Origin of the sequence: Nocardia sp. NPDC058519 (assembly GCF_042719755.1) — a bacterium.
Taxonomy (GTDB): domain Bacteria; phylum Actinomycetota; class Actinomycetes; order Mycobacteriales; family Mycobacteriaceae; genus Nocardia.
This window is the reverse complement of the sequence record NZ_JBHXNK010000016.1, coordinates 75,070-100,389: the sequence shown is the minus strand read 5'-3', so window position 1 is coordinate 100,389 and position 25,320 is coordinate 75,070. Positions and strand designations below refer to the sequence as shown.

Sequence of the window (25,320 nt, the reverse complement as noted above, 5' to 3'; positions counted from 1 at the left end):
GTCAGAAGTAGGTGCGGATCAGGTCGACCACGCGCGGGTCGGTCGCGTCGGCGCTGTCGATCACCGGGATGTGGCGCCACTTGTCGAACGCGGTGCAGGGGTGCGAGAGACCGAGTCGCACGACGGAGCCGACCGGCAGATCGGCTGCATCGGCACCGGGTAACCGCAGGAAGGTGTGCTGATCGTTGAGCGCGGTGACCATCGCGTTCGGGGGGAGGGTGCCGCCGATCACCTGCTGGGGCACCGGCAGCCCTTCGTCGAAGGGGAAATCACGTTTGCCGCCGTCGAGCAGGGCCAGTTCCGGTTCGGGCCGCGAGACCACCCGAGCCCAGCCGTGCATGGCCGAGCGAAGGCCCGGTTCCTTGGCGGGCGCGGCGAGCGGGGAGATTCCCGCGTAGAAGCCGTCGTCGTGGACGAGGTAGGCGCCGCTGCGCAGGACCACGGTCGTCGGCACGCCGCGCGCACCCCCGGGATCGGCAAGTCCGGCGAGTTCGTCGACCACGAGTTCGGGGTAGGCGCTGCCGCCGGCGGTGACGACCGCAGGACCCGAATAGGCGCCCGCCACAACGAGTTCGGAGTGCAGCGTGGCCAGTTCGCCGAGATAGCCACGCACCGCCGCGACACCCTCGGCGCTGCGATCGTGAGCCAGGGCGCCCTCGTAGCCCGCGACACCGGCCAGGCTCAGACGCTCACTCGCACCGATGGCGGCGGCGACGGCGTGTGCTTCGGACCGGGTGCGGGCACCGGTCCGGCCGTGCGGTCCGCCCAGTTCGACCAGCACCCGCACGCGCGGACCAGCGGCGGTATCGCGCAGGATCTTGTCCATCAGTTCGACGGTGGCGACGCTGTCTGCCCAGCAGTAGAACTCGAAGCCGGCATCACGCGCCGATTCCGCTGCCGCCCAAGCCAATCCGACCGGGTCGACCAGGGTATTGGCGAGCATGATCCGGCCGAGACCGAACGCGCGCCCCAGCTGCGCCTGCCACGCGGTGGCCAGGGTGATCCCCCACGACCCGGCCACGAGCTGCTCGCGCCACAGTTGCGGCGCCATCGTCGTCTTGCCGTGTGGGGCGAGGGCGACACCTGCCGTGGCGGTCCACTCGGCCATGAGGTCGCGGTTCGCGTCGAGCCTGCCGCGGTCGAGCGTGAGCAACGGCGTCTGCCACTGATCCAGACGCGGTGCGCCGGCGAGATATTCGCGCACGGTACTCCCCCACGCCGCGGGCGGCGCGCTCTTGTCACGGGGCCCGAGCGACTCGTCGGCGAGGGCGTCCACGACGTCGTTGTCGATGATCACAGCATCCCTTTCTCTTCGACCGAACCCGGGGTGGCGGCTCGATCAGTCATATCGAACAAACATTGCATATGTTGCAACGGTGGTTGCGCTGAATGTTTCTGCTCGTTATTGTGCATCTCCAGGGCAGTGACCGCAAGCACGAAAGGGCGAACAAGGTGACCCAGGCAACAACCGCTCAGCCCAGGGCGGTCACCGTCGGCGAGGGACTGGCCGTGCTGATCGCAGGCGCGGGGCCCCTGGAACAGTCCGCGCTGTTCGATCGCGGAGCGGGCGGCGCGGAGGCCAACGTGGCCGTGGTGCTGGCCCAGCTCGACGTGTCGGCGGCCTGGCTGTCGCGGGTCGGCGACGACGGCTTCGGGCGGTATCTGGTCGCCGAGCTCAGCGCGCAGGGGGTGGATGTCGCGGCGGTCGCGATCGATCCCACGCGACCCACCGGCCTGTACGTCAAGGAACGAGGTGCGGGCTCCGGCGCGGCCAACGACCTGGATGCCGACGCCAGCCGCATGCACTACTACCGCACGGGTTCGGCCGCCAGCGCGCTGTCGCCTGCCGATCTCGCGGCCGGGGCGCCCCTGCTAGACGGTGCCGATCTCGTGCACTTCACCGGTATCACCCCGGCGCTGTCGGAGTCGGCGACCGAACTCACCCGCGCGCTGCTCACCCGGCCCCGGCGCGGGCTGGTCAGCTTCGACCTGAATTACCGTCCGGCAGTGTGGGGTTCGCGCATCGACGAGGCCGCCGACGAACTCGACGCGCACCTTCGCGGTGCCGACGTGGTGTTCCTCGGCGCCGACGAGGCCGAGGAGATCTTCGGCACCGGCGACCCGGCCGCATTGCGCGCGTTGTTCCCCGAACCCGCCCAGCTGATCGTCAAGAACGACAAGCACACCGTCACCGGGTTCGAGGGCGAGTCCTCGATCGAGGTTCCCGCGCTGACGCTGGAGATCACCGAACGCATCGGTGCCGGTGACGCCTTCGCCGGCGGCTACCTCGCCGCCCTGCTGCACGGCGCGGACCTGCGCACGCGCCTGCGGTACGGCCACCTGTGCGCCGCGGCAGCGCTGACCGCGACCGGAGATTCCGCGAAACTGCCACCGCTGGACGATATTCAGCGCCTCGCGCTACTCCCCGACGATATCTGGGCCACACTGCGCTACCCAGCGGCGCTGGATGAAACGATCAGCTCATGAGTCAAAGCGTGTCGCGGGCCCTGTCCATTCTCATCGCCCTCGGCGAGAGCTCGCAGTCCCTCGACGAGCTGGCTCTGCGGCTGGGCGTCCACAAGTCGACGGTGCTGCGGCTGCTGCAGACCATGCAGGCCGATCGGTTCGTCGTGCGCGACAACGCGCACCGCTATTCGCTCGGTACCCGGATGTTCGAATTGGCCAGTCGCGCACTGGAGAACCGTGATGTGCGCACCGTCGCCCGCCCGCACCTGAGGGCGCTGGGCGCGGCCACCGGGCAGACCGTGCACCTGGCCGCCTACGAATCCGGCGACGCCGTCTACATCGACAAGGTCGACGCCGAACAGGCGGTGCGGATGTACTCGCGGATCGGCAGGCCCGCACCGCTGCACTGCACCGCGGTCGGCAAGGTGCTCGTGGCCGCGCTGCCACGCACCGAATGGCCTGCGGTGGCAGCACGATTGGACTACCACCCCTTCACCACCCGCACCCTGCGCACCCCCGAGCAGTATCTGGCCGAATTGAATCTCGTTGCCGAGCAGGGGTTCGCCGAAGACCACGAGGAACACGAGAGCTTCGTCAACTGCATCGGCGTCGGCGTGCGCGACGGGATCGGTTCCGTAGTCGCCGCCGTGTCGGTCTCGGTTCCCGACGTGCTCCTCGACCATGATCAAGTGCTGGCGTTGTTGCCGCAGGTCAGGGCGACGGCCGACGCCATCTCCACCGAGCTCGGCTGGGACCCCCGCCGAGACGTCACCGCGAGGAAAGGCTGAACCACATGTCCGACAAGATCGCCGTGCGCACCTCCGACGCCCCGGCTCCCGCCCACACCTTCTCCCAGGGCGTGCGTAAGGGCCCGTTCGTCCAGGTCTCCGGTCAGGGCCCGGTGGATCCCGAGACCAACGAGTACCTGCATCCGCACGATGTCGCCGCGCAGACCACCCTCACCCTGATGAACGTCAAGGCGATCATCAACGCCTCCGGTGCCACCTTCGACGATGTGCTGATGCTGCGCGTCTACCTCACCAAGCGCGAGGATTTCGCGATCATGAACGAGGCGTACGGCGAGTTCGTCACCAAGCACACCAGCAACGGCGTGCTGCCCTCGCGCACCACCGTCTTCACCGGCCTGCCGCGCGCGGAGATGCTGGTGGAGATCGACGCGATCGCCGTCGTAACCGACTGAACCACCACGATTCCCACCATGTCGCGGACAACGCCCGCACCTGCGTGTTGAGATGGGTCCGCCCCCACACTGGGGGTGTTCGCCCCGACCCGAGGATCGCCTATGTTCGCCAAGTTCGCCCGCCCGCTCGCCGTCGCCGCCCTTGCCCTGTCCGTCACCGCGATCGGCGCAGGAACCGCGTCGGCCGCTCCCGCGCAGCCGGTCGTCGGCTCGGTGTCGATCTGCACCGGCATCCCGGTCGGACCGTTCACCATCAGCGTCTGCCTCTGAGCACTAACCCGAGTTGCGCAGGGCGGTGGCCAGGCCGTTCATGGTGAGCAGGATGCCTCGCTTCACCAGTTCGGAATCGTCGCCGCCGCGCAGCCGGGCCAGCAGGTCGACCTGGAGCTGGTTCAGTGGCTCCAGGTAGGGGAAGCGGTTGTGGATGGACTCGGCCAGCGAGGGGTTGTCGCTGAGGAGTTCGGTGTGGCCGGTGACCGCCAGGTACATGCGGATGGTGCGGGCGTGTTCGTCGGCGATCATGGCGAAGATGTCGGCGCGCAAGGTTTCGTCGGTGACGAGCTCGGCGTAGCGGGCGGCGATGTCGAGGTCGCTCTTGGCCATCACCTGGGCCAGGTTCGACAGCACGGTGTTGAAGAACGGCCAGCGCTCGTAGAGGTCGGTGAGACGGGCGAGGCGGGCCGGGTCGTCGCCGACCCAGTCTTCGAGCGCGGTGCCGGTGCCGTACCACCCGGGCAGCATGACCCTGGCCTGGCTCCAGGCCATCACCCAGGGGATGGCGCGCAGGTCCGCGACCGAATTGGTGGGTTTGCGTGAGGCGGGACGGCTGCCGATATTGAGGTCGCCGACCTCGGCGACCGGCGTGGATTCGCGGAAGTACTCGACGAAGCCGGGGGTGTCGTGCACCAGGTTCGCGTAGGCGGCACGAGCGCGGGCGGCGAGGTCGTCGAGAAGTTCGTAGGCCGGTTCGGCGTCGGCGCCTAGGCCCTCCACATCCAGTAGCGTCGATTCGAGCGTGCCCGCGATCAGCGATTCCAGATTGCGATGTGCCGCACCGGATTCGGAGTACTTCGCGGCGATCACCTCGCCCTGCTCGGTCAGTCGCAGCGAACCCCGCACCGCGCCCGCGGGTTGGGCCAGGATGGCGTCGTAGCTGCGGCCGCCGCCGCGACCGACGGTGCCGCCGCGACCGTGGAACAGCCGCAACCGGATTCCCGATTTCCTCGCCACCTCCACCAGGTCGAGTTCCGCGCGGTAGAGCGCCCAGTTCGCGGCGAGGTATCCACCGTCCTTGTTGGAATCGGAGTAGCCGAGCATCACCTCTTGGCGCATGCCCGCCGCCTCGACCAGCTCGCGATAGACCGGAACCTCCAGCACCGCCGCCAGAGTCGACGCACCGGCGCTCAGGTCCTCGATGGTTTCGAACAGCGGGACGATGCCGACGGGACAGCTCGGCGCGGTATCGGCGGTGCCCGGATCGAGGATGCCTGTTTCCTTCAACAGCAATGCCGCTTCGAGCATGTCGCTGACCGAGGTACACATGCTGATGATGTAGTTCGGGATGGCGGCGGCACCGAAGGTGTCGATGACCTCCTTGGCGGCGCCCAATACCCCGAGCTCCTTGGTGGCGAGCTCGCTCAGCTGCGCGTTCGGCCCGAGAAGTGGTCGGCGCGTGAGCAATTCGGTGGCGAGCAACTCCACGCGCCCGGCTTCGGACAGGCTCGGATAGTCGGCGTGCACACCCGACCACGCCAGCAGTTCGGCGACGACCTGTTCGTGCACCTCGGAGTTCTGGCGCATATCGAGACCCTGGAGGTGGAAGCCGAAGGTTTCGATGGCGTGGCGCAGGGCGGCGAGGCGGTCGTCGGCGAGCAGCCCGTCGCCGCTGGCGCGCATGGATTCATCGATCGCGTCGAGGTCGTCGAGCACAGATTGGGGTGTCGGATACGGCGCGGCACCGGCATCGAGGCCCTGCTCGGGCAGTTCACCGAGGGCCAGCTCGGCGGTGGCACTGAGACGGCCCCGAATCGCGTGCAGCGCACGACGATACGGTTCGTCGGCGAACAGACCGGGGTCGGGATAACCGGCGGCCGCGAGCTCCGCGACCGGGGGCGTCACCTGCACCAGGCGCGCCGATTGCGACAGGGTCTTCTCGAGTTCGACCAGCTCGTCCAGGTACCGGCCGAAGGCATAGGCGGCGGCTTGTCCGGCTGCCGTGTGCACGACTTCCGCTGTGACGAACGGGTTTCCGTCGCGGTCACCGCCGATCCACGATCCGGGGCGCAGGATCGGGCGTGGCAGCAGATGTTCGGCGGGCCAGCGCGTCCGCAGCGCGGCCCGCACTTGCGCGTTGATCGCGGGGATCACGTCGTAGAGGGTCAGGTCGTAGTAGCGCAGGCCGACGGAGATCTCGTCCTGGATCCGCAGGCGCGCCAGCCGGATCAGCGCCGTGCGCCACAGGGTGAGCACTTCGCGCCGGATCCGCAGTTCGGATTCGTCGAGGCCGGACTCGCCGGGTTCGAGCCTGCGGCGCAGGCGCATGAGCTCGGTGATCTTGGACTGCACGTCGAAGACGGTGCGCCTGCGGGTTTCGGTCGGGTGCGCCGTGATCACCGGCGAGACCAGCGCGTCGGTGAGCAGGTCGGCCACCATCGCATCGTCGAGCCCTGCCGCGTCGAGTTTGTCGTAGGTGGCGGCCAGCGAGGAATCCTGCGGCGGCTCACCCGCCGCCACGTGCGCGGCGCGCCGCCGGTCACGCTGGATGTCCTCGGCCAGATTGGCCAGCAGCACGAAGTAGCTGAATGCCCGGATCAGCGGGATCGCGACCTCGGTGGGGGTGCCGTCGAGCATATCGGCGACGGCGCTGCGCTCGACCTCCTCGCGGCGCACCCGGAACGCCTCGATCCGGACGCGCTCGATCAGGTCGAACACCTCGGGACCTTCGTGGTCACGGATGGTGTCGCCCAGGATGCCGCCGAGGAACCGGATGTCCTCGCGCAGCGGCCGGGTGGCTTCGGGTTCCATCTCGATTCGCGATTCGCCCATGGTCAGACAGTATTGCCACGGACTCGCCGACGCGACCCGACACCGCACCCGCCCCGCATGTCGCGCTCGGCGGTGGTGGCGCCGGCAAACCTAGAGTTGCCTGATCACCCGCGCGGGATTGCCCGCCGCGAAGACCCGATCCGGCAGGTCGCGGGTCACCACACTGCCCGCGCCGACCACCACGTCGTCGCCGATGGTCACGCCGGGGCACACGATCACCCCGCCGCCGAACCAGGCATTGTTCCCGATCCGGATCGGGGCCGCGGATTCCCAGCGCTGCCTGCGCTTTTCGTGATCCTCCATCGGATGCAGCGCGGTGAGCAGCTGACAGCGCGGCCCGATCGAACAGTCGTCCCCGATGGTGATCTGCGCACAGTCGAGCAGAATCGCGTCGTAGTTGAGGAAGCTGTTCGCCCCGATCTCGATCAGGTACCCGTAGTCGCACTGGAACCGCGGCATGATCCACGAGCCCTCGCCCAGCTTGCCGAGGAGATCGCCCAGCAACTCGGTGCGCCGCCCGGTCTCATCGGGCCCGGTCCGATTGAACTCGTCGCACAACCGTTGCGCCCGCTGCCGTTCGGCCACCAGTTCTGGATCGTTGTCCCGATACAGCTCCCCGGCCAGCATCCGCTGCTTCTGTTCGCCCACCCCGCCGAGTGTAGGGGCGGGCGAACAGTGCACGGCGTGATGTTTTCGGCTACTTCGCCGGGTCGACCTCGAAGGTCTTGGCGATGTCGTCGAGCACCTGGTGCGCGCCGGTGAGACCGACCGAGGTCAGCCAGACCAGGTCGTCGACCGGAGTGATCTTGCCCCGCAGCTGATTCCACAGCGGGTTGGCCTCGGCGGCCGCCTTGCGCTGGGTGGCGGCGTCCTCGCCGTTGCTGGTGAGGAAGACGTAGTCGGCGTCGGCGTCGAGCAGACGCTCGGGGCTCAGCGTGATCGAGAAGTCGTTCTTCGGGTCGGTGGACTTGTCGGGCTGGTTCAGGCCGGTGTCGGCGAAGATGTCACCGACGAAGCTGACCCGCTGCATCAGCCGGTCTTCCTTGGGCAGGAAGCGCAGCAGCGACACGGTGGGCGCGTTGCCACCGTTCTTCGCCTTGATCGCCGCGCCGATCTTGGCGGCACGGTCCTGGTAGGCCGCGAGCTTGGCCTTGGCGAGGTTCTCCTTGTCGATCGCCTTGGCGAGCAGCAGGAGATTTTCCTTCCAGGTGGCGCCGGTGGTCTGGCTGAACACGACCGGCACGGTGCCCGAACCGAGCTTGATGCCCTTGAACTGCTCGTACTGCTTCTCGTGCCGCACCTTCGCCGACACGATCAGATCCGGTCGGGCACCGGCCAGCTTCTCGATATCGGGGGTCTGCAGGTTGCCGATGTTCACCGCTCGCCCACCGCAGGTCTCGGCAGCCGCGCCGAGGAACGCGGGCAGCTTCTCGCCCATGGCCTGGTACGTCGTGTACGCGACCACTTCGGTGTTCAGCACCAGGGCGGCGTCGACGAACGTCTGATCCAGCGCCGCGACCCGGACCGGCCGGGTGGTGATGGTGGCGGGGTCGACCACCGTGCCGACATTCGTGCCCGCCTTGTCCTTGACCGCCCCTGCCTCGATGGTGCGCGGGTAGGCGCCGCCGTCGAGGTTGCTCGCGGTATCGCAATCGCTGCCCGCGGCGCCGGTGGTTGCCCGGTCCTGGCCGCACGCGGACAGGCTCAGTACGGCCGCGGCGACTACCGCGGCGGCGGCGAGCCGGCGGCTCAGTGGGGTGTTCATCGACGTCTCCCGGTTGGTTCAGAGTTTCTCAGGGTTGCTAACCTAGCGAAGCCTTACCTAATTACCAACTATGAAGAGGGATAGTGACCGCATCGCCGCCCGGAGTCGTGTTCGCCAACACGCGGTCTCGCCGGTTGCTACTGATCGCCGGATTGTTGGCCGCGGTACTCGCGGCCGTTCTGCTCAGCTTGGCCGTCGGATCCAAATTCATTGCTCCCCTTGATGTTCTGGACGCGCTCGGCGGCACGACCGACACCGAGACCGGCGCGATCGTCAACGGCCTTCGCCTGCCACGCACCCTGCTGGGGATCCTCGCCGGCCTCGCGCTCGGCATCGCGGGCGCGGTGATCCAGGGTCACACCAGAAACCCTCTGGCCGACCCGGCGCTGCTCGGCATCACCCAGGGCGCGGCGCTCGGCATCGTCTTGGCGGTGATGATCGGCGGCATCTCGAGCCTGTTCGGTTACGTGTGGTTCGGCTTCGCCGGGGCGCTGATCGCCACCGTCACCGTGTTCGTCATCGGCGCGACGGGCCGCGGCGGACCCACCCCGGTGACCCTCGCCTTGGCGGGCGCCGCCGTCAGCTACCTGTTGCAGGGCTTGATCTCGGCGGTGGTGCTGTTCGACACCGACGTCACCGACATCTACCGCTTCTGGAAGGCCGGGTCGCTGGTCGGGTCCAACCTCGATCTGCTCGGCAAGGCCACACCGTTCGTCATCGTCGGGATCGTCCTCGCCCTGGCCAACACCTCCGCGCTCAACGCACTCGGCCTCGGCGAGGACACCGCCCGCGCACTCGGCCATCGCGTCTTCCTGGCTCGCACCGTCGGCATCGGCTCGATCGTGCTGCTGACCGGCGCGGTCGTGGCGATCGCCGGGCCGCTCGGCTTCGTCGGGCTCGTCGTTCCGCACCTGGCGCGCGGCATCACCGGGCCCGACTACCGCTGGCTCGTGCCCGTCGCCGGGCTGCTCGGCGTGGTCATGGTGCTGGTCGCCGACATCGCGGGACGGCTGGTCCTGGACAAGGGCGAACTGCCCGCGGGGATCATGCTCGCCTTCGTCGGCGTCCCGTTCTTCATCGTGCTGGTCCGCCGCCGCAAGCTGGTGACCATATGAGTACCGTCCGGGCGGTCCGGCTGGGACCGGTGTCATGGCAACTGCGACTTCGCACGACCGCCGTGCTGCTGGCCGGACTCGGGATTCTCGTCGCCGCGAGTTGCGTCGCGCTCGCGCTGGGCACCTACACGATGCCCGACGGAGGTCCGGTCACACCGTGGGACGTGCTCACGGTGCTCGCCGGCGGTGGCGACGACGGCCTCGCCTACGTGGTGTGGGATCTGCGACTGCCCCGGATTCTCACCGGTGCGCTGGTCGGCGCGGCGCTGGCGTTGTCCGGCGCGATCACCCAGGGCATCGCGCGTAACCCGCTGTCGAGTCCCGACATTCTCGGCGTCACGGCGGGCTCGAGCGTCGCGGCGGTCGCGGTGATCGCCCTGTCCGGCAGCCGCGGCCAGATCAGCGGCATCGCCGCCGAGATCGGGGTACCGGTCGCGTCCATGCTCGGTGGATTGCTCGTCGCACTCTGCGTTTTCGTCCTGGCCTGGCGCGGGGGCATCGAAGGTTATCGGCTCGTCCTCGTCGGCCTCGGTGCCGGTTCACTGCTCTCCAGTGTGACCTTCTGGCTGCTCAGCGTCGGCGAAGTCGATATCGCGACACGGGCGGTGACCTGGCTGACCGGCAGCCTCAACGGCAGTAGCTGGATCCAGGTGACACCGGTGGCGATCGCCCTCGCGCTCCTGGTGCCGGTGGTACTGGCGGGAACCCACCTGCTCGGCGCACTGCATTTCGGCGACGACACCGCCCGCTCGCTCGGCGTGCGGCTCAACGCCGCCCGCCTGACCCTGCTGGTCCTGGCCGTGCTGCTGGCCGGGGTCGCCACCGCCTCGGCGGGCGCCATCATCTTCATCGCCCTCGCCGTACCCCAGGTGGCGCTGCGGCTCACCGGGTCGGCGCAGCCACCGCTGCTGACCTCGGCGCTGCTCGGCGCGGCCTTCACCGTCACCGCCGATCTGGTCGCCCGCACGCTGCTACCCGCGGGCGAACTCCCCGTCGGAGTGATCACCGCCGTGCTCGGCGCGCCCTATCTGATCTATCTGTTGATGCGGCGCAATCGTGCCGGGAAAGCGGGCGTGTAATGACCGTTCGGCTGCAGGCCAGCGACTTGACCCTCGGCTACGGGCCGACAACTGTCGTCGACGGTCTGAATCTGGACATCACCGGCGGCACTGTGACCGCGGTGATCGGCCCCAACGGTTGCGGCAAATCCACGCTCTTGCGCGCGATGGCCCGGCTGATGCGCCCCACCGGCGGTCATGTCCATCTGGACGGCAAACGGATCGACCGCATGTCGACCAAGGATGTGGCGCGCGTTCTCGGCATCCTGCCCCAATCACCGCTCGCCCCGGAAGGTCTCACCGTCGCCGATCTGGTCGCCCGCGGCAGACACCCGCACCAGCGCTGGTACCGCCAGTGGTCGGCCGACGACGAATCCGCCATCAACGAGGCCCTGACCTGGACCGACATGGTCGAGTTCGCCGATCGCTCGATCGACGAGCTGTCCGGCGGACAACGTCAGCGCGCGTGGATCTCGATGGCGCTGGCCCAGGACACCGACCTGCTCCTGCTCGACGAGCCGACCACCTTCCTCGACCTCGCCCACCAGATCGAGGTTCTCGACCTGGTCCGGCGCCTCCACGCCGACGCGGGACGGACGGTGGTGATGGTGCTGCACGACTTGAATCTCGCCGCGCGGTACGCCCATCGGCTGGTCGCGATGCGCGCGGGCCGCGTGGTTGCCGCGGGAACGCCGGCCGAAGTCCTCACCGAGGAAGTGGTGGCGGAGGTGTTCGGGCTGCGCGCGAAGGTGATCGACGACCCGGTCACCGGAACCCCGCTGGTGGTCCCGATCGGACCGGTCGACACCGAGAGCTCGCCGAAACCCTGAACAGTAGGGTCATGGGGTGACATCTGGGCGGACCCGACACAACTACACCGGCACCTCGGTCGCCGAACGACAGGTCGAGCGCCGGGCGCTGTTCATCGACGCGGGACTCACCGTTTTCGCGGAGAAGTCCTACGCCAACAGTTCGCTGACCGATGTGTGCGCGGTCGCGGGCTTGTCGCGTCGGCAGTTCTACGAACAGTTCGCCGGGCGCGAGGAATTGCTCGTCGCGGTGTACGACTCCGTGCAGGACAAGGCCGGGGCGGCGGTGGCCGCGGCGCTGGCGGCGACGGAATCCGACGACTTACGCGCGCTCATCGACGCGGCGGTGCGGGCGTACACGAAGGCGATCACCGACGACATCCGTTGTGCCAAAGTCGCTTTCGTCGACATCGTCGGGGTGAGCCCCGAAATCGAGGAGTACCGGGCGCAGGTCAGGGACCGGTGGGGTGAGGTGGTCACCGCGATCGCGGCCGGGCGCGACGGGGTGCGGATGCCGCCCGGCGGCTGGCGGGTGCCGATGGCGGCGTTCATCGGGGCGGTGAACGGTGCCGTGCACCAGTGGAGCCTGGACGACCCGCGCCCGCCCGTCGACGAGCTGGTCGATGTCTTCTCCACGATCTTGAACAGCCTGATCTCCGCGGTATCCCCCGGCAGCTGATTGCGATCTACGCCACACCCGTGTCATAGTAGCCGCTATTGAGACGAAGGAGTCTCAATTCATGTGAGGACTGTGCGCGATGAAATCTCCCTTCGTCCAGCGATGGCTTGCCCTGGCCACCGGCTTGCTCGCGGCGGCAACGGTGTTGACGGCCGGACCGGTCGCGGCCGAGCCGTCGGCCACACCGCCGCCGGTGATTCCGCTGCCGCCCGAATGGGATCCGGGCTTCTATCTGCCGCCCGCCGACGTGGTGGCGGCGACGGCGCCGGGTGCGATCATCGCGGTCCGGCAGGTGCGGATCGCCGATTTCGGACTCCTGCCGATCGATGTCGATGCCTGGCAGGTGTCCTATCGCTCCAACAACAGCCGTGACGAGGCGATCCCCGCGGTCGCCACCCTCGTCAAGCCCCGCGGGCAGGCACCGTCGCCGCGCAAGCTGCTGTCGGTGCAGCTGGCCGAGGACTCGACCGCAGGCTACTGCGCACCGTCCTATGCGCTGCAACATCTTTCGGTGGCCGCGGTGGCCGGCCAGATCGTCGTGCCCGCCGAATTCCTGTTCGCGCAAGCGGCGCTGTCACAGGGCTGGGCCGTGGTCATCCCGGACCACCAGGGTCCGAATTCGGCCTACGCGGCCGGACCATTGGCGGGCCGGATCACCCTCGACGGCATTCGCGCGGCGACCAGCTTCGCCCCGCTCGAGGCGGGACCGACCGCGCCGGTGGGGCTCTACGGCTACTCCGGCGGTTCCATCGCGACCGGCCATGCCGCCGAATTGCACAGCACCTACGCACCCGAACTGAACATCGTCGGCGCGGCCGAAGGTGGTGTCGGCGCCGATCTGGGTGCCGCGTTGAGCATGGCGAACAACCAGATGACTTCGGGTCTGGTGTTCGCGGCCGTTCTCGGCCTCACCCGGGAGTACCCCGATTTCGCGGGCTATCTGGATCAGCGGCTCGACCCGCTCGGCAAGGCGCTGTTCGCGATCAAATCGCCGCTGTGCGTGCAGTATCAGTCGGCGCTGCTGCCGTTCCTGAATCTGACCGGCATGATCGGCTCCGACGGGAACCCCCTCGATGATCCGCCGGTCGCGGCCATGCTCGACGACACCCGCATGGGCAAGTCCGTCCCCGATATGCCGTTGTTCGTCTGGCATTCCGCGTGGGACGAGATCCTCCCCCTCGCCGCCACCGACACTCTCGTCGACACCTACTGTCGCGACCCCGCCACATCGCTCACCTACACCCGCGATCACGCCAGTGAGCACATCATCGCCGAAGTCGTCGGCGGCCCCGCGGCTCTGCTGTGGCTGCGCGACCGGCTCGACGGCGTCCCCGCCGCCCCCGGCTGCACCATCAGCGACGCGGGCACGATGGGCGCCACTCCCGGCGCGCTCGACTTCCTGGGCGAATCGCTCGCCGCGAAGTTCGCCACGCTCTTCGGCACTCCACTCGGCGCTCGCTGAGATCGGCGATACATATTGACGTTTGATGTCGATTTGTATCATACTCGGCCGGATCGTCGAGCCCGAGCAGGAGATAGCCGTTGACCGATAGCGCGCTGGCAGCACTGGAGATTCTTCGCGACGCAGGTCAGTTCAAGTGGTATGTCATTCCGCTCTTACTGATCGTGGTGTACATCTACTCCGTCGAGGTCGAGCGACGGAACTGGAATGTGCTGTTCGCCGGACTCGCGCTCTGGGGCATGGACTGGTTCAACGAGATCTGGAACGCGCTCGTCTTCCACTTCACCGAACGGGCGCCGGTCTGGGCCGCGAGCGGACCGACGGCATATCAGATCCTGATCGGGCTGAATATCGAGATCTGCTTCATGTTCGCCATCATGGGGATCGCGGCGGCGAAGATGTTGCCGCCGAAACAAACTCGGATCTTCGGGCTGCCGAACCGGCCGGTGCTGATCGCGGTCAACTCGGCCGCGGCGGTGGGTGTCGAGGTGCTGCTGAACAAGGCGGGAGTCCTCACCTGGGATTGGTCGTGGTGGCAGCCGAGCTTCCCGTTCCTGATCTGGATCATCGGGTACGTGCCGTTCTTCACGGCCTGCTTCTTCGTGCACGATCTGCCGACCGTGCGAAGCAAGGCGCTGGTGGTCGGCACTATCTTCGGGATCGACGCGATCGCACTCGTCGGATTCGGCGCGGCGGGGTGGCTGTGAGGCACGGGCACACCCTTCGGCGTGCGGCGCTGATCGCGGCGGCCGGACTGGTATTCGCCGGGGTGACAACACAATCGGTGACTGTCGCCGATCCGGGGTGTCTGCCGGTGGGTTCCGTCGGCACACCGGAAGTGACCGTCGACGAATCCGATGCCGGACTGACGGCTTTCGCCCCGGCGTCGGTGGCGCTGCCCGAGCAGGTGTATTTCCGCACCATGACCGAGTCGTTCAACCGGCGCTGGGCCTTCGCCACCCGTGACGGTCAGGTGTACGTGAAAGCGGCCGCCGCCCTGGGCGGTTGGCGCATGGTCGCACTGCCGGGCTGCCTGGCGGGCACGATCACCGGCGTGTCGGCCGATGACGACGAAGTGATGATGATCGACCGCGACGGCCGGTTCATCACGATGGACCACGCGCTCAGCGCCCCCAGGGACTGGAACTGGAGCAGTCGCTACGGCACCCCGCTGTGGACCGGCCCCGGCAACACGTTGCCGCCCGGTGCGTCGACCTGGTCGTGGTCGGTGCTCTCGTCCAACGAAGATCACCGGTGGACCGACACCGCCGGCAACGAACATCCGGTCGGCGGGGCCAAGGTGTCGCATGTGTTCGCGCTGACCCATGGCGGTTCGCGGATTCAGTACGTCGACCCGTGGCTGCCGGTGGATCACAGCTACGAGATGGGCACTCCGCTCGGTGGGCGCTTCCAGGCCGTCGCGTTGTCCACCAGCGCGTCGACCTCGCTGGTGGTCAACCGGTACGGCGACTTCTACACGCGCCTCTACGATTTCGACATCTCCGGTGCGGACAAGGTCTTCTTCCGCTACTCCTACGAAGACCAGCGCGGCCTGCCCGAAGCCCCGGACATGCTGTCGGAGCGCGTCGACCCTCGCTTCGCCGCCATCCAGCTACCCGCACCGGATTGGGTCGCGCAGCCGAAGGTGCCCGGCGAGATCACCGACCGCATCTCCATCCACCGGACCGGGCCGGGCTCGGCGGCGCGGGAGTTGCGCGTCGAAGGTCGCGACGGTGGCCGGACCGGGTTCTGGCGCAAGATGCTCACCGACGAGTCGTGGACCTTCGTCGCCACGATCAACCGCTTTCCGGTGCGGCACTGGAGAACTCGCCGGTGAACCGCGCTCAGGAGACGCTCGGTCCCGTGTCGCCCTACGACTATCAGGGCGTCTCACCCCAGGGGTGGACCGCGCGGATACAGTCCTTCGATCCGGCCGTCTCCCCCACACCGATGCGGATCGAATTCGGTGACGGGAGTGGGCTCGACCTCGTACTGCACACCGTCGACGGCTTACGTCAGACTCCGCGGCAGCCCGGGATCACCGGTCAGCCGCGGTTCTTCGACGGGACCATCGAAGTACCGAGAGAACTGCTGGCCGCACTGGACACACAGCCGACCAGCGTCGGTGATTTCGTGCGGAACACGCTGGGCGGGAACAGGTTCACCGACACCTCGGTCGATGTCACCGACACACGGTTTCACCTATCCTTATCGGATCTCACCCTGAATCGGCACTGATCAGCACCGGGGGTCGGGCTCAGCTCACCTCCCGTTGGCGGGGTTGGACGCGGTGCAGGAGGACCTGCTCGAGGAGTGCGACGAGGACATCACGGACGGAGTCGCGGTCGCGGGCATCGCAGTCCAGCACCGGGATCCAGTCGTCGAGACCGAGGGCCTCGCGGACCTCGCCGAGGTCGAAGCGGGTGGCGTCGGCGAAACGATTGACCACCACGACGAAGGGCGTGTGGTGTTCTTCGAAGTAGTCCAGGACCGGGTAGCAGTCCTCTACCCGGCCGGTATCGACCACGATGACCGCGCCGAGGGCGCCGTCGACCAGGTCGTCCCAGAGGAATACGAATCGGTCCTGGCCGGGGGTGCCGAAGAGGTAGAGGATCAGGGATTGGTCGAGGGTGATGCGGCCGAAGTCCAAAGCCACTGTGGTCGCGGTCTTCTCGGCGCGGCGACCGGGGTCGTCGATGCCGATGGAGACCTCGGTCATCGAGGCTTCGGTGACCAGGGGCTCGATTTCGGAGATGGCGCCGATGAAGGTGGTCTTGCCGACGCCGAAGCCGCCGCTGACCACGATCTTCACCGAGGACGGCATAGCCGGTGCGGCGCTGCGGAATTCGGAGCTGCGGAGTTCAGAGTGCGCGGACAAGGTCGCGGATCCTCTCGATGGCGGCGGTCGACAGTTCCGGCGCGTCACGGACGGTCACATGCCCCGCCGCCGCCAGATCGCTGACGATCACCTTGGCGATGCCGATCGGAACCCGCAGGGCGGCACCGATTTCGGCGATGGAGTGCGGTGTCAGGCACAGCTGGACAACGGTGCGCTCCTCGAACCGCAGCGGAGCCGACAGCGCGGACGGCGGTGCCTGGACGAGGGTTTCGATGCGCAGCCCGTCCAGCACCGGAACGGTGCGGCCCGCGGTGAGCACGAACGGGCGAACGAAGCGGTCGCCGGCATCGTCGTGATCGGTGGGGGTCACCGGCACCGACGGGACGGGCCCACGCCAGCCCGCCGGCTGGTTCATCGGGATCATGCGCGGGTCGGGCAACCGCGGGAGATCGGGATCTCTCATCTGCGCAACGACTCTCGCAATTCGCTGATCAGCAGCGGGTCGAGCAGTGATCCGGCGCGTTCGGCGAGGATGGCCATCTCGTAGCCGACCAGGCCGACATCGCAGCCACCGTCGGCGATCACGCCGAGGCAGCTGCCGTCGCCCAGTGCCGACACCAGGAGGAAGCCGCGTTTCATCTCGATCATGATCAGCTCGAGGCCGTCGAAATCGTAACTGCGCGAGGCACTGCGGGCGAGGCTGGACAGACCCGACACCATCGCGGCGAGCCGGTCGGCGCCGGTGCGGTCGAGGCCGTCCGACATCGCGATCAGCAGCCCGTCGGAGGAGACGGCGACGGTGTCGCGCACGCCATCGGTATTGCGGACGAAGTTGCCGAGCAGCCAGTTGAAGGTGTGTGGATCGGCGGTCGGTAGGTGGGTGGTCACCGGGTCTCCTGGGGTCTGGTCCGATCGGTCAGCGGATGGGATCAAGTGGGGTGGAAGACAATTCGGTCTCGCCGCCGCGTTCGTGGCCGGTGCGGAACGACGAGAGCATGCTGCGGGTCTGGTCGGGGGTCCGTTCGACGACCGGCGGCCGGTCCTGCCGGTCGGCCGGATCGCGGCGGGTTCGCTCCGGTGCGCCGGTGATCTTGGCGCGCTTGCTGCGTTTGACCAGGCCGTTGCGGGTGCGTTCGACGGCAGGGGCGCCGATGGACTCGACGGCGGGTAGCTCACGCGGTTGCGGTACCGACGAGCCGTTGTGAACTCTGGCCACTGCCTCGGTGTTCTCCGGGGTTGTCGCGCCGTAGCGTTCTGAGCCATTGCCGACCGCACCGTTGCGTGGTGGGTGCACGGAATCGGGTGTGCTGCTGAGGAACTGTGCGTAGACGGAGCCGCCGGGTGAACGGTCCGCCGATGCCCGGCCATTGCCGTTGGCGCTCGGTCCGGATTCCATGTTTCGGCTGTGCCGGGGTCGGCCGTTGGTTTCGGTCGGCCATGCGGTGCCGCCGCCACGGACGGCGTGGGAAGCCTCGCCGCGCCCGGCGGCGACCGCACCGGTGCGCGGTGGCGTTGCCTCAAAAACGCCGGGTGAATGAGTATCCGCGACGACAGAGGTGGCGTTGCGCTCCAGCGCCGCGAGGTCACCCGAGCCCCGGCCCGCGTCCCGGACGGCACCGTTCCTCGAATCTGCTGTCTGCCCGGCCTTTTCGTCGGCGAGCAGGGACGGCGGGAGGAGCAGGCGGGCGACGATGCCGCTGACCGGTGAGGTGTTCAATTCCACGTCGATGCCGAGACGGCCCGCCAGCCGACCGACCACGTAGTGGCCGAGGTAGCGGGTGGAGGCGACGATGAAGTCCTGCTCGCCGCGCAGCCTGGCATTGGCTTCGGCGAGTTGCTCGGCGGGCATGCCGACGCCGTGGTCGACGACGGCGAGCAGGTAGCCGCCGGCGACCTTGCGGCCGTATACCTCGACCTCGAGATCGGGCGGTGAGAAGGCCAGCCCGTTCTCGATGAGTTCGGCCAGAATATGGGCCAGTTCGCTGACAACGGCGCCGGTCACCGCGATGTCGTCGATCCGGCGTAGCACCACCCGCCGGTAATCGTCGACCTCGGACAACCCGGCCCGGATCACGTCGGTGAGCGCGATCGGTTCGGCCCACCGACGCGGGCTGGCCTCGCCGACCAGCACCAGCAGGCTTTCGGCATTGCGCCGCATGCGGGTGGCCAGATGGTCGAGTTCGAACAGGTTCGACAGTGCCTTCGGGTCGAGTTCCTCGCGTTCGAACTCGCTGATCAATCCCAGCTGACGCCGCACCAGGTTCTGATTGCGGCGGGCCAGATTCGCCATCGATTCCGTGGTGTTGCGCCGCACCAGCGCCTGTTCGGAGGCGAGATCGAACGCGGTGGTCTGCACACGATCCAAAGCGCCTGCGACAGCGGCGATCTCGATGCTCGCACCGCGGGGCGTGCGGACCGGTGCGGGCGGATCGGGTTGGGCGTCGGCGGCACTGTGCCAGGCCTCGATCACCTCGGGCAGTCGCGTGGAGGCGACGTCGTCGGCCTCGGTGGCCAGTCGAGCCAGCGGGCGGACGATGGCCCTGATGCTGGCGAAGACCAGCGCGACTTCGGCGGCGATCGCCAGCAGCGCGGCCAGGACGAATCCGGCGAGAATCAGCGCGGCGTCGCGGCGAAGTTTCTCGGCCCGCGCGCCGACGTCATCGCCGATGACCTGCTGCACGGTGCGCTGTTCGTCGATGACCGCGGTCATCCGCGCCCACCAGACGGCCGGGTCGACGGGCTGGATCAGCGGTCCCAGCGTCGAGGCGATCGCGATGTTCTCCGATTCGGTTGCCCGCCTGGCGTTCTCACTCGCCAGCACCGCATCGAGAAGAGCCTGCTGGGCGGGGGTCGCGTCGTGGCCGAACGCGGTGAGCGCGGCATTGCGGGCGGCGCGGATGTCGAGGAACTGCACGTACTCCCCCGACACGAATTCCCCGGCGGCGAAGACGCCGTTGAGGAACCCGCGCTCGCGGGCCGCGAACTCCTTCGCGTCACCGAGGGCGTAGAGCGCTTGCAGACCGTGCCGGACGGCCGGATCGCGCGCCTGGTCGAGACCGAGCGAAAGGCGGTTCAGCGCGTCGATGCCGTCGGTATAGAACTGGAACGCCGCCTGCCGGGTGACATTGCGATTGTCGACCTGGGAGCGGATCGCGGGCATCCCCGCCAGATGACCCAGCGCGGAACGCACCTCCCCCGCACCCGGTGGGTCGCCCGCGACGGTGTTCACCAGGGCGCGCAGGGCCGCGTCGGTGCCCGCGCGCTGGTCGGTGACGGGTTGGCGCAGGCGTTGATCACCGCCGAGCAGGCCGTTGCTCAGACCGCGCTCGCGCTGCACCTGCTGCACGAGGTCCTGCGCGGCCAGCGCGACGGCCACGGCGTCCACGGTCTCACCGCTGCGGCGGTAGGCGCTGACCTGTGTCGACATGGTCAGCCCCAGCAACGCGAGCACCAGTATCAGCGACACCGCCAAGATCCGGGCGAGCTGACCGGAAATGGTGCGCGGCCGGATCAGCCCGGCGCCGGCCACCTGTCCTCGAGCGCCGTCGTCCGATCGGGTTCCGGTCGGGTTCGGCCGGGAACGTGCACGCACACCTACTCCTTTGCAATGCCACCGCAACGTAATTCGCGATGGCCCACGGAAAGTCAGGTGCTAACTTGCACTCCGCGCACTGCGCGGTCAATTCGGAACGGTGTAAAGCAGCATTTCGTGCGCTGATCTAAACATGCCGGAAATGCAGCCGGGTTTGTGTGGCCGAATGCTCACAGCCGGACCGGCGGCGAGGTGGCCGGCCGGTTCACTGCCGGATACATACAGGTCACCACAGACCGTGACACGCAACACATGTGGTGCAAACGATCAGAAGTCGCAACTCGAATGGTCGACATCACTACCAGCCGCGGCGACGGTGCGCAAACCGGGAAACAATGGTGTATCGATCAATTCGCGCCATTGAACGCTATTCGCGGAATTACTCGCCGCCGAGAATTCCCAGCACCTGATCCGAGTAGAAGAACGGCTCGAGGCGTTCCCTGATCAGCCCGGCCAGCACGCCGTTGCGCTTGGCCGACTCGATGACGGCCGGGCCGTAGCGCAGGATCTCGGCACTGATGTCATCGGCGTCGAGGCCGAGCTCGGGCAGCATCGCCGAGAGCGTGTGGTTGCCGTACCTGGCGTAGAACACCGCGACGCACTCACGCACGAGCAGGCCGAAGTACTCCTTCTCCCTGGTGGTCACCGCGATCTCGTAGCAGATCTGGACCAGCTCGTTGAGGTCCTTCTGGGTGAGGTATTCGCGCAGGCCCGCGACCGGTTCGTCGGCGTGCAGGTCCCAGAATTCCATCGCCGCCGAGTGCACCGGGGCGTCACGCAGCATGTCGCGGATCGCGTTGTTGGTGCGCTTGAGCGCGAACAGCGCGCCCTTGCCCGCGAGATCGCCGACGAAGGTGCTGTCGGCCGCGACCTTCTTGGCCCGGTTGGCCGCGGACTGACCCAGCGACATCAGCGAGGAGACGCCCGGAATCTTCTCGGCGCGTTCACGATTGGCCTGCATGAAGTCGCCGATCAGCTTGTCGACGAATCGCGAGGCCACGGTGGCGACGAGCGGGCTCTCGGTGAGCCGGTCCAGGATCCGCTCCTGGGCCTGATGCATGCCGAAGATCTTCTCCAGCAACGCTTCCACCGGTTCGCGGTCGACGACATCGCCGAGGGTGTATTCGGTGTTCGAGGCGATGTGGTCGTAGATGGCATCGGAGAAGATGCCGACGGTATCGGCGATCACGGGGCTCCCGCCGATGCGGTCGAACACCGTGGCCACCGTCTGCTCGCCCTGCTCCAGCGAGACCACGTCACCGAACCGGATCGTCTCACCGACGGCCAGCACGGCGGCCACGTCGCGGGCGATCACCTCGGCGAACCGGTCACCGGTCACCTCGGCGAGCAGGAATTCCACCTGCGCGTCGAGTAGTCGGTCGGCGATCTGGCGCGCCTGCGTCATCTTCTGTGTCCACCCATCACGGTCGTTGCTGGAACGGGAGGACGCGTGGCTACTTGTCGCCGGAATCGTTGCCCTGCACCGATTTCCGGATCTGATCCAGACGCTCACGCGCGGCTTTCTCCCGCGCCTCCCATTGTTCGTCGACGCTGCGACCCGCGGGAGTCTGCCGGTCGAGCTCGTCCATTCCCTGCGCGGTGCCGAAACGCTGCTCGACCTTATCCCGAACCGAGTCGAATGTCGGCACTCCCGAAGTGGAATATCCGCCGGTGACGGTGGGTGCGCCGGTCACCGGTAGCCCGGACGGTACCGGCGGTACCGGCATCGCGCCTCCGACCTGGTCGGATGCGGCGGGCACCACATCCGCGTCGATGACGTTCGTGTCCAGAGTCACAGGGTCTCCGGTTTCGGCATGACCGGTTTCGGCCTGGGCCAGTGCGGCGGCGACGGCGCCGAGCCCGGGGCGTCCAGCGACCGCGGCGCGCAGCACCGAAACCAGCTCGTCGTCGGGCAACGCGGCCAGGCGGCCGAGGAGTTCGCTCGTTTCGCTCATACCGCCAGGCTACGCAGAATCGGCTACCACCAGGAGCCCGTTATCGGTCCGCCCAGTCGGCGATGATCTTCGCCCATTCCGCGCCGAGGGTGTCGATCACATCGTTGTGGCCCGCACCGGGGACCACGATCAGCTGTTTCGGATCACGCGCCGCCGCGTACAGGCGTTCGGCGTGGCGCAGCGGGAGGAGTTCGTCGCGGTCGCCGTGCATCATCAGCACCGGGACGCGCAGCTTCGCGATGTGCCGCAGGCTCGGGTACGCGTTCGGGATCAGCGGGGCGGGCAGGAACGGGTAGACCGAGCGGGCGGCGGCGCGCATGCCGCTGAACGTCGACATGAGGATCATGCCCGCGGGCGGATGTTCGCCCGCCAGTTCGAGCAGAACCCCGCCGCCGAGGGATTTACCCAGGTAGTAGACCCGATCGGGGTCGACTTCGGGCTGGTCGAGCAGGGCTTGGCGAGCGGCTCTCGCGTCGAGGTAGGTGCCCTGTTCGCTCGGGGTGCCCGTGCTGTGGCCGAAGCCGCGGTAGTCGAAGGCGAGCACGTCGAAACCGGCTTCGACCAGCAGCGCGATGATCGAGACGCGGTCGCCGATGGTGCCCGCGTTGCCGTGCGCGTAGAGGATGTGGCCGCGTGGCCGATCGGCGCGCACGAACCAGCCGTGCACGTCGAGGCCGTCGGCGGTGCGCATGGTCAGGTCGCGATAGTCCAGGCCCAGCGCCGCCGGGGTTTGGGCGAGGTGTTTCTCCGGGTGATAGACCAGCGCGTTGAGCACGCGCGTCGCGGGGTGTCGCATCATTTGCCGCGCCCCGCCTGGAAGCCGAAGTCCCAGTTGTAGAGGCGGGCGATCTCCACCACGCCACCGCCCGGCTGACCGGCGGGCGGGCGAACGAAGGCGCCCTCGCGACGCACCACGAACTCGCCGTTGACGTTCTCCAGCGCGAACAGCACAGCGTCGCGGGAGTTGTCGGTGCAGCCGTCGAGGGTCATCTCGATGGGCGCCGAGTTCACGGTATTGAGGGTGACGGTGGCGTGCACATTGCGGAAATCGCTGGCACCGTCGTAGATCGAGGCGAACACGAGGATGCGGCGGATGAACTGCGTGCAGTCGAGGTTGACCGACAGGTTCTCGCCGGTGATGCTGGCGCCGGTGCGGTCGTCCTGGTCGAGGTGGATGAACGGCGGTTCGTAGAGGGCACCGAAGCGGCGGTCGAGGGCTCGCACGGAACCGATGGCGCCGTTGACCAGTTCGAAGAAGCAGCACAGGTCGAGGTCGATGTTCTTGCCGCGGAGTTTGCCGAAGAGGCGGCCGGTGGCGGCCATCGATGTCCAGTTGAGGTTCACCCGCATGACACCGCCGGTCGCACCGTGTTTCGTCAGGGAGACCGACGGGGCTTCCTTGGTGAGCGACACCTTGGCGAGGTTGACCGGCGGTGCCGGCGGCGGGGTGAACTGGGGGTTCTGCTGATTCGGCGGGAACGCGGGAGTCGGCGGGGTGTGGGGCTGGTTCGGCTGAGGCGCGGGGATGAAGGGCTGTGCCGGCGGGGCGTACGACTGTTGCGGAGTCGACTGTCCCGAAGCGAACGGTTGCGGGGGCGCGGGAGGCGCGGGAGCCTCGTCGACGGAGATGCCGAAATCGGTAGCGAGCCCGGCCAATCCGCTGTCGTACCCCTGGCCGACAGCACGGAACTTCCACGCACCCTGCCGGCGATACAGCTCACCGAGCACGAACGCGGTTTCGGTGGTCGCCCCACTGCTGTCGAAACGCGCGACCTCGGCGCCGTTCGCGGTGTCGATCACCCGGATGTAGAGACCGTGGAACTGCCCGAAGGTCCCCCCGTCGGCAGACGCGGCGAGCACGATCGTCTCGATCTGCGGCTCGACCTGTCCGAGATCCACCGACAGCGCATCGACAACGGTGTGCCCCTGCTGCTTTCCTTCGTACCGAACCGCCCCCGAAGGATGCACAGCCTGGTTGTAGAACACGAAGTCGTCATCGGAGCGCACCTTGGCCCCGGCGAGCAACAGCGCGGAGGCATCAGCATCGGGCACACCCTGCCCCGACTGCCAACCCAATTCGACGCGGACCGCGGAGGCAGGCACCGCGACATTGGCACCTTTCATCATCGACACATCATCCAACCTATCCCGACCCCCGACCGCACCCAACCGGTCGCCCCTACTCGAGCCGCATGACGGCCGAATTCTCGCGTCGCGCCGGATAGGTGGAGCCTTCGCCCGCGATGATGCGCGTGAGGATTTCGCGCAACCGGTCGACCTCTGCATCGCCGATCAGCTGATCGAGGTGCCGATCGAACTGTTCGACCACCCGGACACCCGCCTCGACCGCCGACCACCCGCGGTCGGTGAGCTGTACCAGCCGCGCCCGGCCGTCCGCGGGGTCCGGCCCGACCTCGACGTAGCCGCGATCGGTCAGGTGGCGGATCAACTCCCCCATCGCCTGCTTGGTCATTCCCGCCCGCTCGGCGAGCACGGTGAGGCGGGTGCCCTCGGGGTCGATCACCTGGAACACCGGCGCGTGCGCGGCGCGGATGTCGTCGAACCCGGCGGCGAGCAGACCCGCGTCGAGTTCGGCGGACAGGGTGCGGGCGGCCGCGGACAGCAGGTTTCCCAGCGGTGCCGGTCGATCGAGCAAAGGATTAGTCAGGTGCTTGACCAAATTCTTCCGCCTTTCTATGGTTGGTCAAGAACCTTACTAGTTGAGAGGTTGAGGCGATGCGCACAGCGGCGGCGGTTTTCACGAGTGTGGCGGTTCTGGTCGAAGTCGCGTGGCTCGCGTTCGGGGATGCGACGATCGGGCCGGTCACGATAGGGGTTGTGTCGCTGGTCGCGGTGACGGCAGTGACGCTGGGGCGCGTGCGGGCGCTGGTCGTCGTGACCAGGGTGGCGCTGGGCGTGCTGTTCGCGGGTTCGGTCGCGGACCGATTCGGGATGTTCGGCGCTCCGGGCAGCGCGGGGGTGTCGTGGGGGTCCTACGCGGAGTTCGTCGACTACACCCGGACACTGCTGCCTGCGTTCGCCGCTGACGCGGCGCCGATCGCGGCGGGAGTGGCGACGGTCGCGGAGGCCGTGCTCGGGACGGCGTTGATCTTCGCGGTGCGGCCCCGGCTCACCGCGGCGGCCGCGGCGGCGCTGTTCACGATGTTCGCGGTGGCGATGGTGACCTCGGTCGGGTTCGCCGAGACGGCCGACTACGCCGTGCCGGTGATGATCGGCGGCGCGCTCCTGGTGAGCGCGGCGGCCGTACCCGCGTCACAGAGTCGGCGATTCGGATTCGGCAGACGCGAAATCGCCTGAGGGCATGCGGTTCACG

The 25,320-nt window shown here is 68.0% G+C and carries 26 protein-coding genes; 13 read left to right on the top strand and 13 right to left on the bottom strand.

All coding sequences use genetic code 11. The features are described from left to right. Position 1 precedes the first annotated feature (1 nt). On the bottom strand, positions 2-1,297 hold the full coding sequence (locus ACFWPK_RS19130) for an amino acid deaminase (RefSeq protein WP_378917487.1): 1,296 nt from the start codon (positions 1,295-1,297) through the stop codon (positions 2-4). A gap of 155 nt (positions 1,298-1,452) precedes the next feature. Between ACFWPK_RS19130 and ACFWPK_RS19125 the strand changes: the two genes are divergently transcribed. The 4 genes from ACFWPK_RS19125 to ACFWPK_RS19110 all read left to right on the top strand — a co-directional run bounded on the left by ACFWPK_RS19125 (position 1,453) and on the right by ACFWPK_RS19110 (position 3,937). Next, complete coding sequence (locus ACFWPK_RS19125) at positions 1,453-2,487, top strand: sugar kinase (protein WP_378917485.1); 1,035 nt, start codon at positions 1,453-1,455, stop codon at positions 2,485-2,487. Beyond that, on the top strand, positions 2,484-3,254 hold the full coding sequence (locus ACFWPK_RS19120; RefSeq protein WP_378917483.1) for an IclR family transcriptional regulator: 771 nt from the start codon (positions 2,484-2,486) through the stop codon (positions 3,252-3,254). Before ACFWPK_RS19125 ends, ACFWPK_RS19120 begins: the two co-directional genes overlap by 4 nt. Before the next feature lie 5 nt (positions 3,255-3,259). Beyond that, entirely contained in the window at positions 3,260-3,667 is a 408-nt protein-coding gene (locus tag ACFWPK_RS19115) for a RidA family protein (RefSeq protein ID WP_378917481.1), read from the top strand. A gap of 102 nt (positions 3,668-3,769) precedes the next feature. Next, entirely contained in the window at positions 3,770-3,937 is a 168-nt protein-coding gene (locus tag ACFWPK_RS19110) for a hypothetical protein (RefSeq protein WP_378869122.1), read from the top strand. Between the two features lie 3 nt (positions 3,938-3,940). Here ACFWPK_RS19110 and ppc read toward each other — a convergent pair whose 3' ends face one another. From ppc to ACFWPK_RS19095, 3 genes are all read right to left on the bottom strand, one after another. Continuing rightward, positions 3,941-6,712: a phosphoenolpyruvate carboxylase gene (gene ppc / locus ACFWPK_RS19105; RefSeq protein WP_378917479.1), complete on the bottom strand. Its 2,772-nt coding sequence runs from the start codon at positions 6,710-6,712 to the stop codon at positions 3,941-3,943. Between the two features lie 90 nt (positions 6,713-6,802). Beyond that, positions 6,803-7,339, bottom strand: coding sequence for a sugar O-acetyltransferase (locus ACFWPK_RS19100; protein WP_378917611.1), 537 nt, complete (start codon positions 7,337-7,339; stop codon positions 6,803-6,805). A gap of 70 nt (positions 7,340-7,409) precedes the next feature. After that, the gene (locus ACFWPK_RS19095; protein ID WP_378917477.1) at positions 7,410-8,477 is read right to left on the bottom strand and encodes an ABC transporter substrate-binding protein; all 1,068 of its coding nucleotides are present in this window, start codon (positions 8,475-8,477) and stop codon (positions 7,410-7,412) included. 83 nt (positions 8,478-8,560) lie between these two features. Here ACFWPK_RS19095 and ACFWPK_RS19090 point away from each other — a divergent pair, with 83 nt between their 5' ends. The 8 genes from ACFWPK_RS19090 to ACFWPK_RS19055 all read left to right on the top strand — a co-directional run bounded on the left by ACFWPK_RS19090 (position 8,561) and on the right by ACFWPK_RS19055 (position 15,838). Continuing rightward, positions 8,561-9,592: a FecCD family ABC transporter permease gene (locus tag ACFWPK_RS19090; protein WP_378917475.1), complete on the top strand. Its 1,032-nt coding sequence runs from the start codon at positions 8,561-8,563 to the stop codon at positions 9,590-9,592. Then, the gene (locus ACFWPK_RS19085) at positions 9,589-10,671 is read left to right on the top strand and encodes a FecCD family ABC transporter permease (RefSeq protein ID WP_378917473.1); all 1,083 of its coding nucleotides are present in this window, start codon (positions 9,589-9,591) and stop codon (positions 10,669-10,671) included. Before ACFWPK_RS19090 ends, ACFWPK_RS19085 begins: the two co-directional genes overlap by 4 nt. Further along, on the top strand, positions 10,671-11,480 hold the full coding sequence (locus ACFWPK_RS19080) for an ABC transporter ATP-binding protein (RefSeq protein WP_378917471.1): 810 nt from the start codon (positions 10,671-10,673) through the stop codon (positions 11,478-11,480). The genes ACFWPK_RS19085 and ACFWPK_RS19080 overlap by 1 nt, the downstream gene beginning before the upstream one ends. A 16-nt stretch (positions 11,481-11,496) precedes the next feature. Beyond that, positions 11,497-12,138 (top strand): TetR/AcrR family transcriptional regulator, encoded by a 642-nt coding sequence (locus ACFWPK_RS19075; protein ID WP_378917469.1) that lies wholly within the window; start codon positions 11,497-11,499, stop codon positions 12,136-12,138. A gap of 79 nt (positions 12,139-12,217) precedes the next feature. Further along, complete coding sequence (locus ACFWPK_RS19070; RefSeq protein ID WP_378917467.1) at positions 12,218-13,600, top strand: lipase family protein; 1,383 nt, start codon at positions 12,218-12,220, stop codon at positions 13,598-13,600. Between the two features lie 80 nt (positions 13,601-13,680). Further along, positions 13,681-14,307: a hypothetical protein gene (locus ACFWPK_RS19065; protein ID WP_378917465.1), complete on the top strand. Its 627-nt coding sequence runs from the start codon at positions 13,681-13,683 to the stop codon at positions 14,305-14,307. Continuing rightward, entirely contained in the window at positions 14,298-15,437 is a 1,140-nt protein-coding gene (locus ACFWPK_RS19060; protein WP_378917463.1) for a hypothetical protein, read from the top strand. The genes ACFWPK_RS19065 and ACFWPK_RS19060 overlap by 10 nt, the downstream gene beginning before the upstream one ends. Further along, positions 15,434-15,838 (top strand): hypothetical protein, encoded by a 405-nt coding sequence (locus ACFWPK_RS19055; protein ID WP_378917461.1) that lies wholly within the window; start codon positions 15,434-15,436, stop codon positions 15,836-15,838. Before ACFWPK_RS19060 ends, ACFWPK_RS19055 begins: the two co-directional genes overlap by 4 nt. 19 nt (positions 15,839-15,857) lie before the next feature. Here the strand turns inward: ACFWPK_RS19055 and ACFWPK_RS19050 are convergent, their stop codons facing one another. The 9 genes from ACFWPK_RS19050 to ACFWPK_RS19010 all read right to left on the bottom strand — a co-directional run bounded on the left by ACFWPK_RS19050 (position 15,858) and on the right by ACFWPK_RS19010 (position 24,642). After that, complete coding sequence (locus ACFWPK_RS19050) at positions 15,858-16,403, bottom strand: ATP/GTP-binding protein (RefSeq protein ID WP_378917609.1); 546 nt, start codon at positions 16,401-16,403, stop codon at positions 15,858-15,860. Positions 16,404-16,461: 58 nt separating this feature from the next. Continuing rightward, the gene (locus ACFWPK_RS19045) at positions 16,462-16,902 is read right to left on the bottom strand and encodes a DUF742 domain-containing protein (RefSeq protein WP_378917459.1); all 441 of its coding nucleotides are present in this window, start codon (positions 16,900-16,902) and stop codon (positions 16,462-16,464) included. Then, the gene (locus tag ACFWPK_RS19040; protein ID WP_378917457.1) at positions 16,899-17,327 is read right to left on the bottom strand and encodes a roadblock/LC7 domain-containing protein; all 429 of its coding nucleotides are present in this window, start codon (positions 17,325-17,327) and stop codon (positions 16,899-16,901) included. The genes ACFWPK_RS19045 and ACFWPK_RS19040 overlap by 4 nt, the downstream gene beginning before the upstream one ends. A gap of 28 nt (positions 17,328-17,355) precedes the next feature. Then, entirely contained in the window at positions 17,356-20,031 is a 2,676-nt protein-coding gene (locus ACFWPK_RS19035) for a nitrate- and nitrite sensing domain-containing protein (RefSeq protein WP_378917455.1), read from the bottom strand. A 379-nt stretch (positions 20,032-20,410) separates the two neighbouring features. Beyond that, entirely contained in the window at positions 20,411-21,436 is a 1,026-nt protein-coding gene (locus tag ACFWPK_RS19030) for a hypothetical protein (protein ID WP_378917453.1), read from the bottom strand. 49 nt (positions 21,437-21,485) lie between these two features. After that, positions 21,486-21,986 (bottom strand): PspA/IM30 family protein, encoded by a 501-nt coding sequence (locus ACFWPK_RS19025; protein ID WP_378917451.1) that lies wholly within the window; start codon positions 21,984-21,986, stop codon positions 21,486-21,488. A gap of 40 nt (positions 21,987-22,026) precedes the next feature. Further along, positions 22,027-22,785, bottom strand: a complete 759-nt coding sequence (locus ACFWPK_RS19020) for an alpha/beta hydrolase (protein ID WP_378917449.1) — start codon at positions 22,783-22,785, stop codon at positions 22,027-22,029. Continuing rightward, entirely contained in the window at positions 22,782-24,113 is a 1,332-nt protein-coding gene (locus ACFWPK_RS19015; RefSeq protein ID WP_378917447.1) for a TerD family protein, read from the bottom strand. Before ACFWPK_RS19015 ends, ACFWPK_RS19020 begins: the two co-directional genes overlap by 4 nt. Before the next feature lie 52 nt (positions 24,114-24,165). Next, complete coding sequence (locus ACFWPK_RS19010) at positions 24,166-24,642, bottom strand: MarR family winged helix-turn-helix transcriptional regulator (RefSeq protein WP_378917445.1); 477 nt, start codon at positions 24,640-24,642, stop codon at positions 24,166-24,168. Between the two features lie 80 nt (positions 24,643-24,722). On the opposite strand from ACFWPK_RS19010, the gene ACFWPK_RS19005 reads away from it, so the two are divergent. Then, entirely contained in the window at positions 24,723-25,304 is a 582-nt protein-coding gene (locus tag ACFWPK_RS19005; RefSeq protein WP_378917443.1) for a hypothetical protein, read from the top strand. Positions 25,305-25,320: the final 16 nt, after the last annotated feature.

Bases quoted from the DNA above. Each gene is read 5' to 3' on its own strand.
- ACFWPK_RS19070 (WP_378917467.1), top strand. From the start codon at position 12,218: ATGAAATCTCCCTTCGTCCAGCGATGGCTTGCCCTGGCCACCGGCTTG.
- ppc (WP_378917479.1), bottom strand. From the start codon at position 6,712: ATGGGCGAATCGCGAATCGAGATGGAACCCGAAGCCACCCGGCCGCTG.
- ACFWPK_RS19100 (WP_378917611.1), bottom strand. From the start codon at position 7,339: ATGCTGGCCGGGGAGCTGTATCGGGACAACGATCCAGAACTGGTGGCC.
- ACFWPK_RS19120 (WP_378917483.1), top strand. From the start codon at position 2,484: ATGAGTCAAAGCGTGTCGCGGGCCCTGTCCATTCTCATCGCCCTCGGC.
- ACFWPK_RS19080 (WP_378917471.1), top strand. From the start codon at position 10,671: ATGACCGTTCGGCTGCAGGCCAGCGACTTGACCCTCGGCTACGGGCCG.
- ACFWPK_RS19095 (WP_378917477.1), bottom strand. From the start codon at position 8,477: ATGAACACCCCACTGAGCCGCCGGCTCGCCGCCGCCGCGGTAGTCGCC.
- ACFWPK_RS19115 (WP_378917481.1), top strand. From the start codon at position 3,260: ATGTCCGACAAGATCGCCGTGCGCACCTCCGACGCCCCGGCTCCCGCC.
- ACFWPK_RS19045 (WP_378917459.1), bottom strand. From the start codon at position 16,902: ATGAGAGATCCCGATCTCCCGCGGTTGCCCGACCCGCGCATGATCCCG.
- ACFWPK_RS19085 (WP_378917473.1), top strand. From the start codon at position 9,589: ATGAGTACCGTCCGGGCGGTCCGGCTGGGACCGGTGTCATGGCAACTG.
- ACFWPK_RS19025 (WP_378917451.1), bottom strand. From the start codon at position 21,986: ATGAGCGAAACGAGCGAACTCCTCGGCCGCCTGGCCGCGTTGCCCGAC.
- ACFWPK_RS19005 (WP_378917443.1), top strand. From the start codon at position 24,723: ATGCGCACAGCGGCGGCGGTTTTCACGAGTGTGGCGGTTCTGGTCGAA.
- ACFWPK_RS19015 (WP_378917447.1), bottom strand. From the start codon at position 24,113: ATGATGAAAGGTGCCAATGTCGCGGTGCCTGCCTCCGCGGTCCGCGTC.
- ACFWPK_RS19110 (WP_378869122.1), top strand. From the start codon at position 3,770: ATGTTCGCCAAGTTCGCCCGCCCGCTCGCCGTCGCCGCCCTTGCCCTG.
- ACFWPK_RS19030 (WP_378917453.1), bottom strand. From the start codon at position 21,436: ATGACGCAGGCGCGCCAGATCGCCGACCGACTACTCGACGCGCAGGTG.
- ACFWPK_RS19020 (WP_378917449.1), bottom strand. From the start codon at position 22,785: ATGATGCGACACCCCGCGACGCGCGTGCTCAACGCGCTGGTCTATCAC.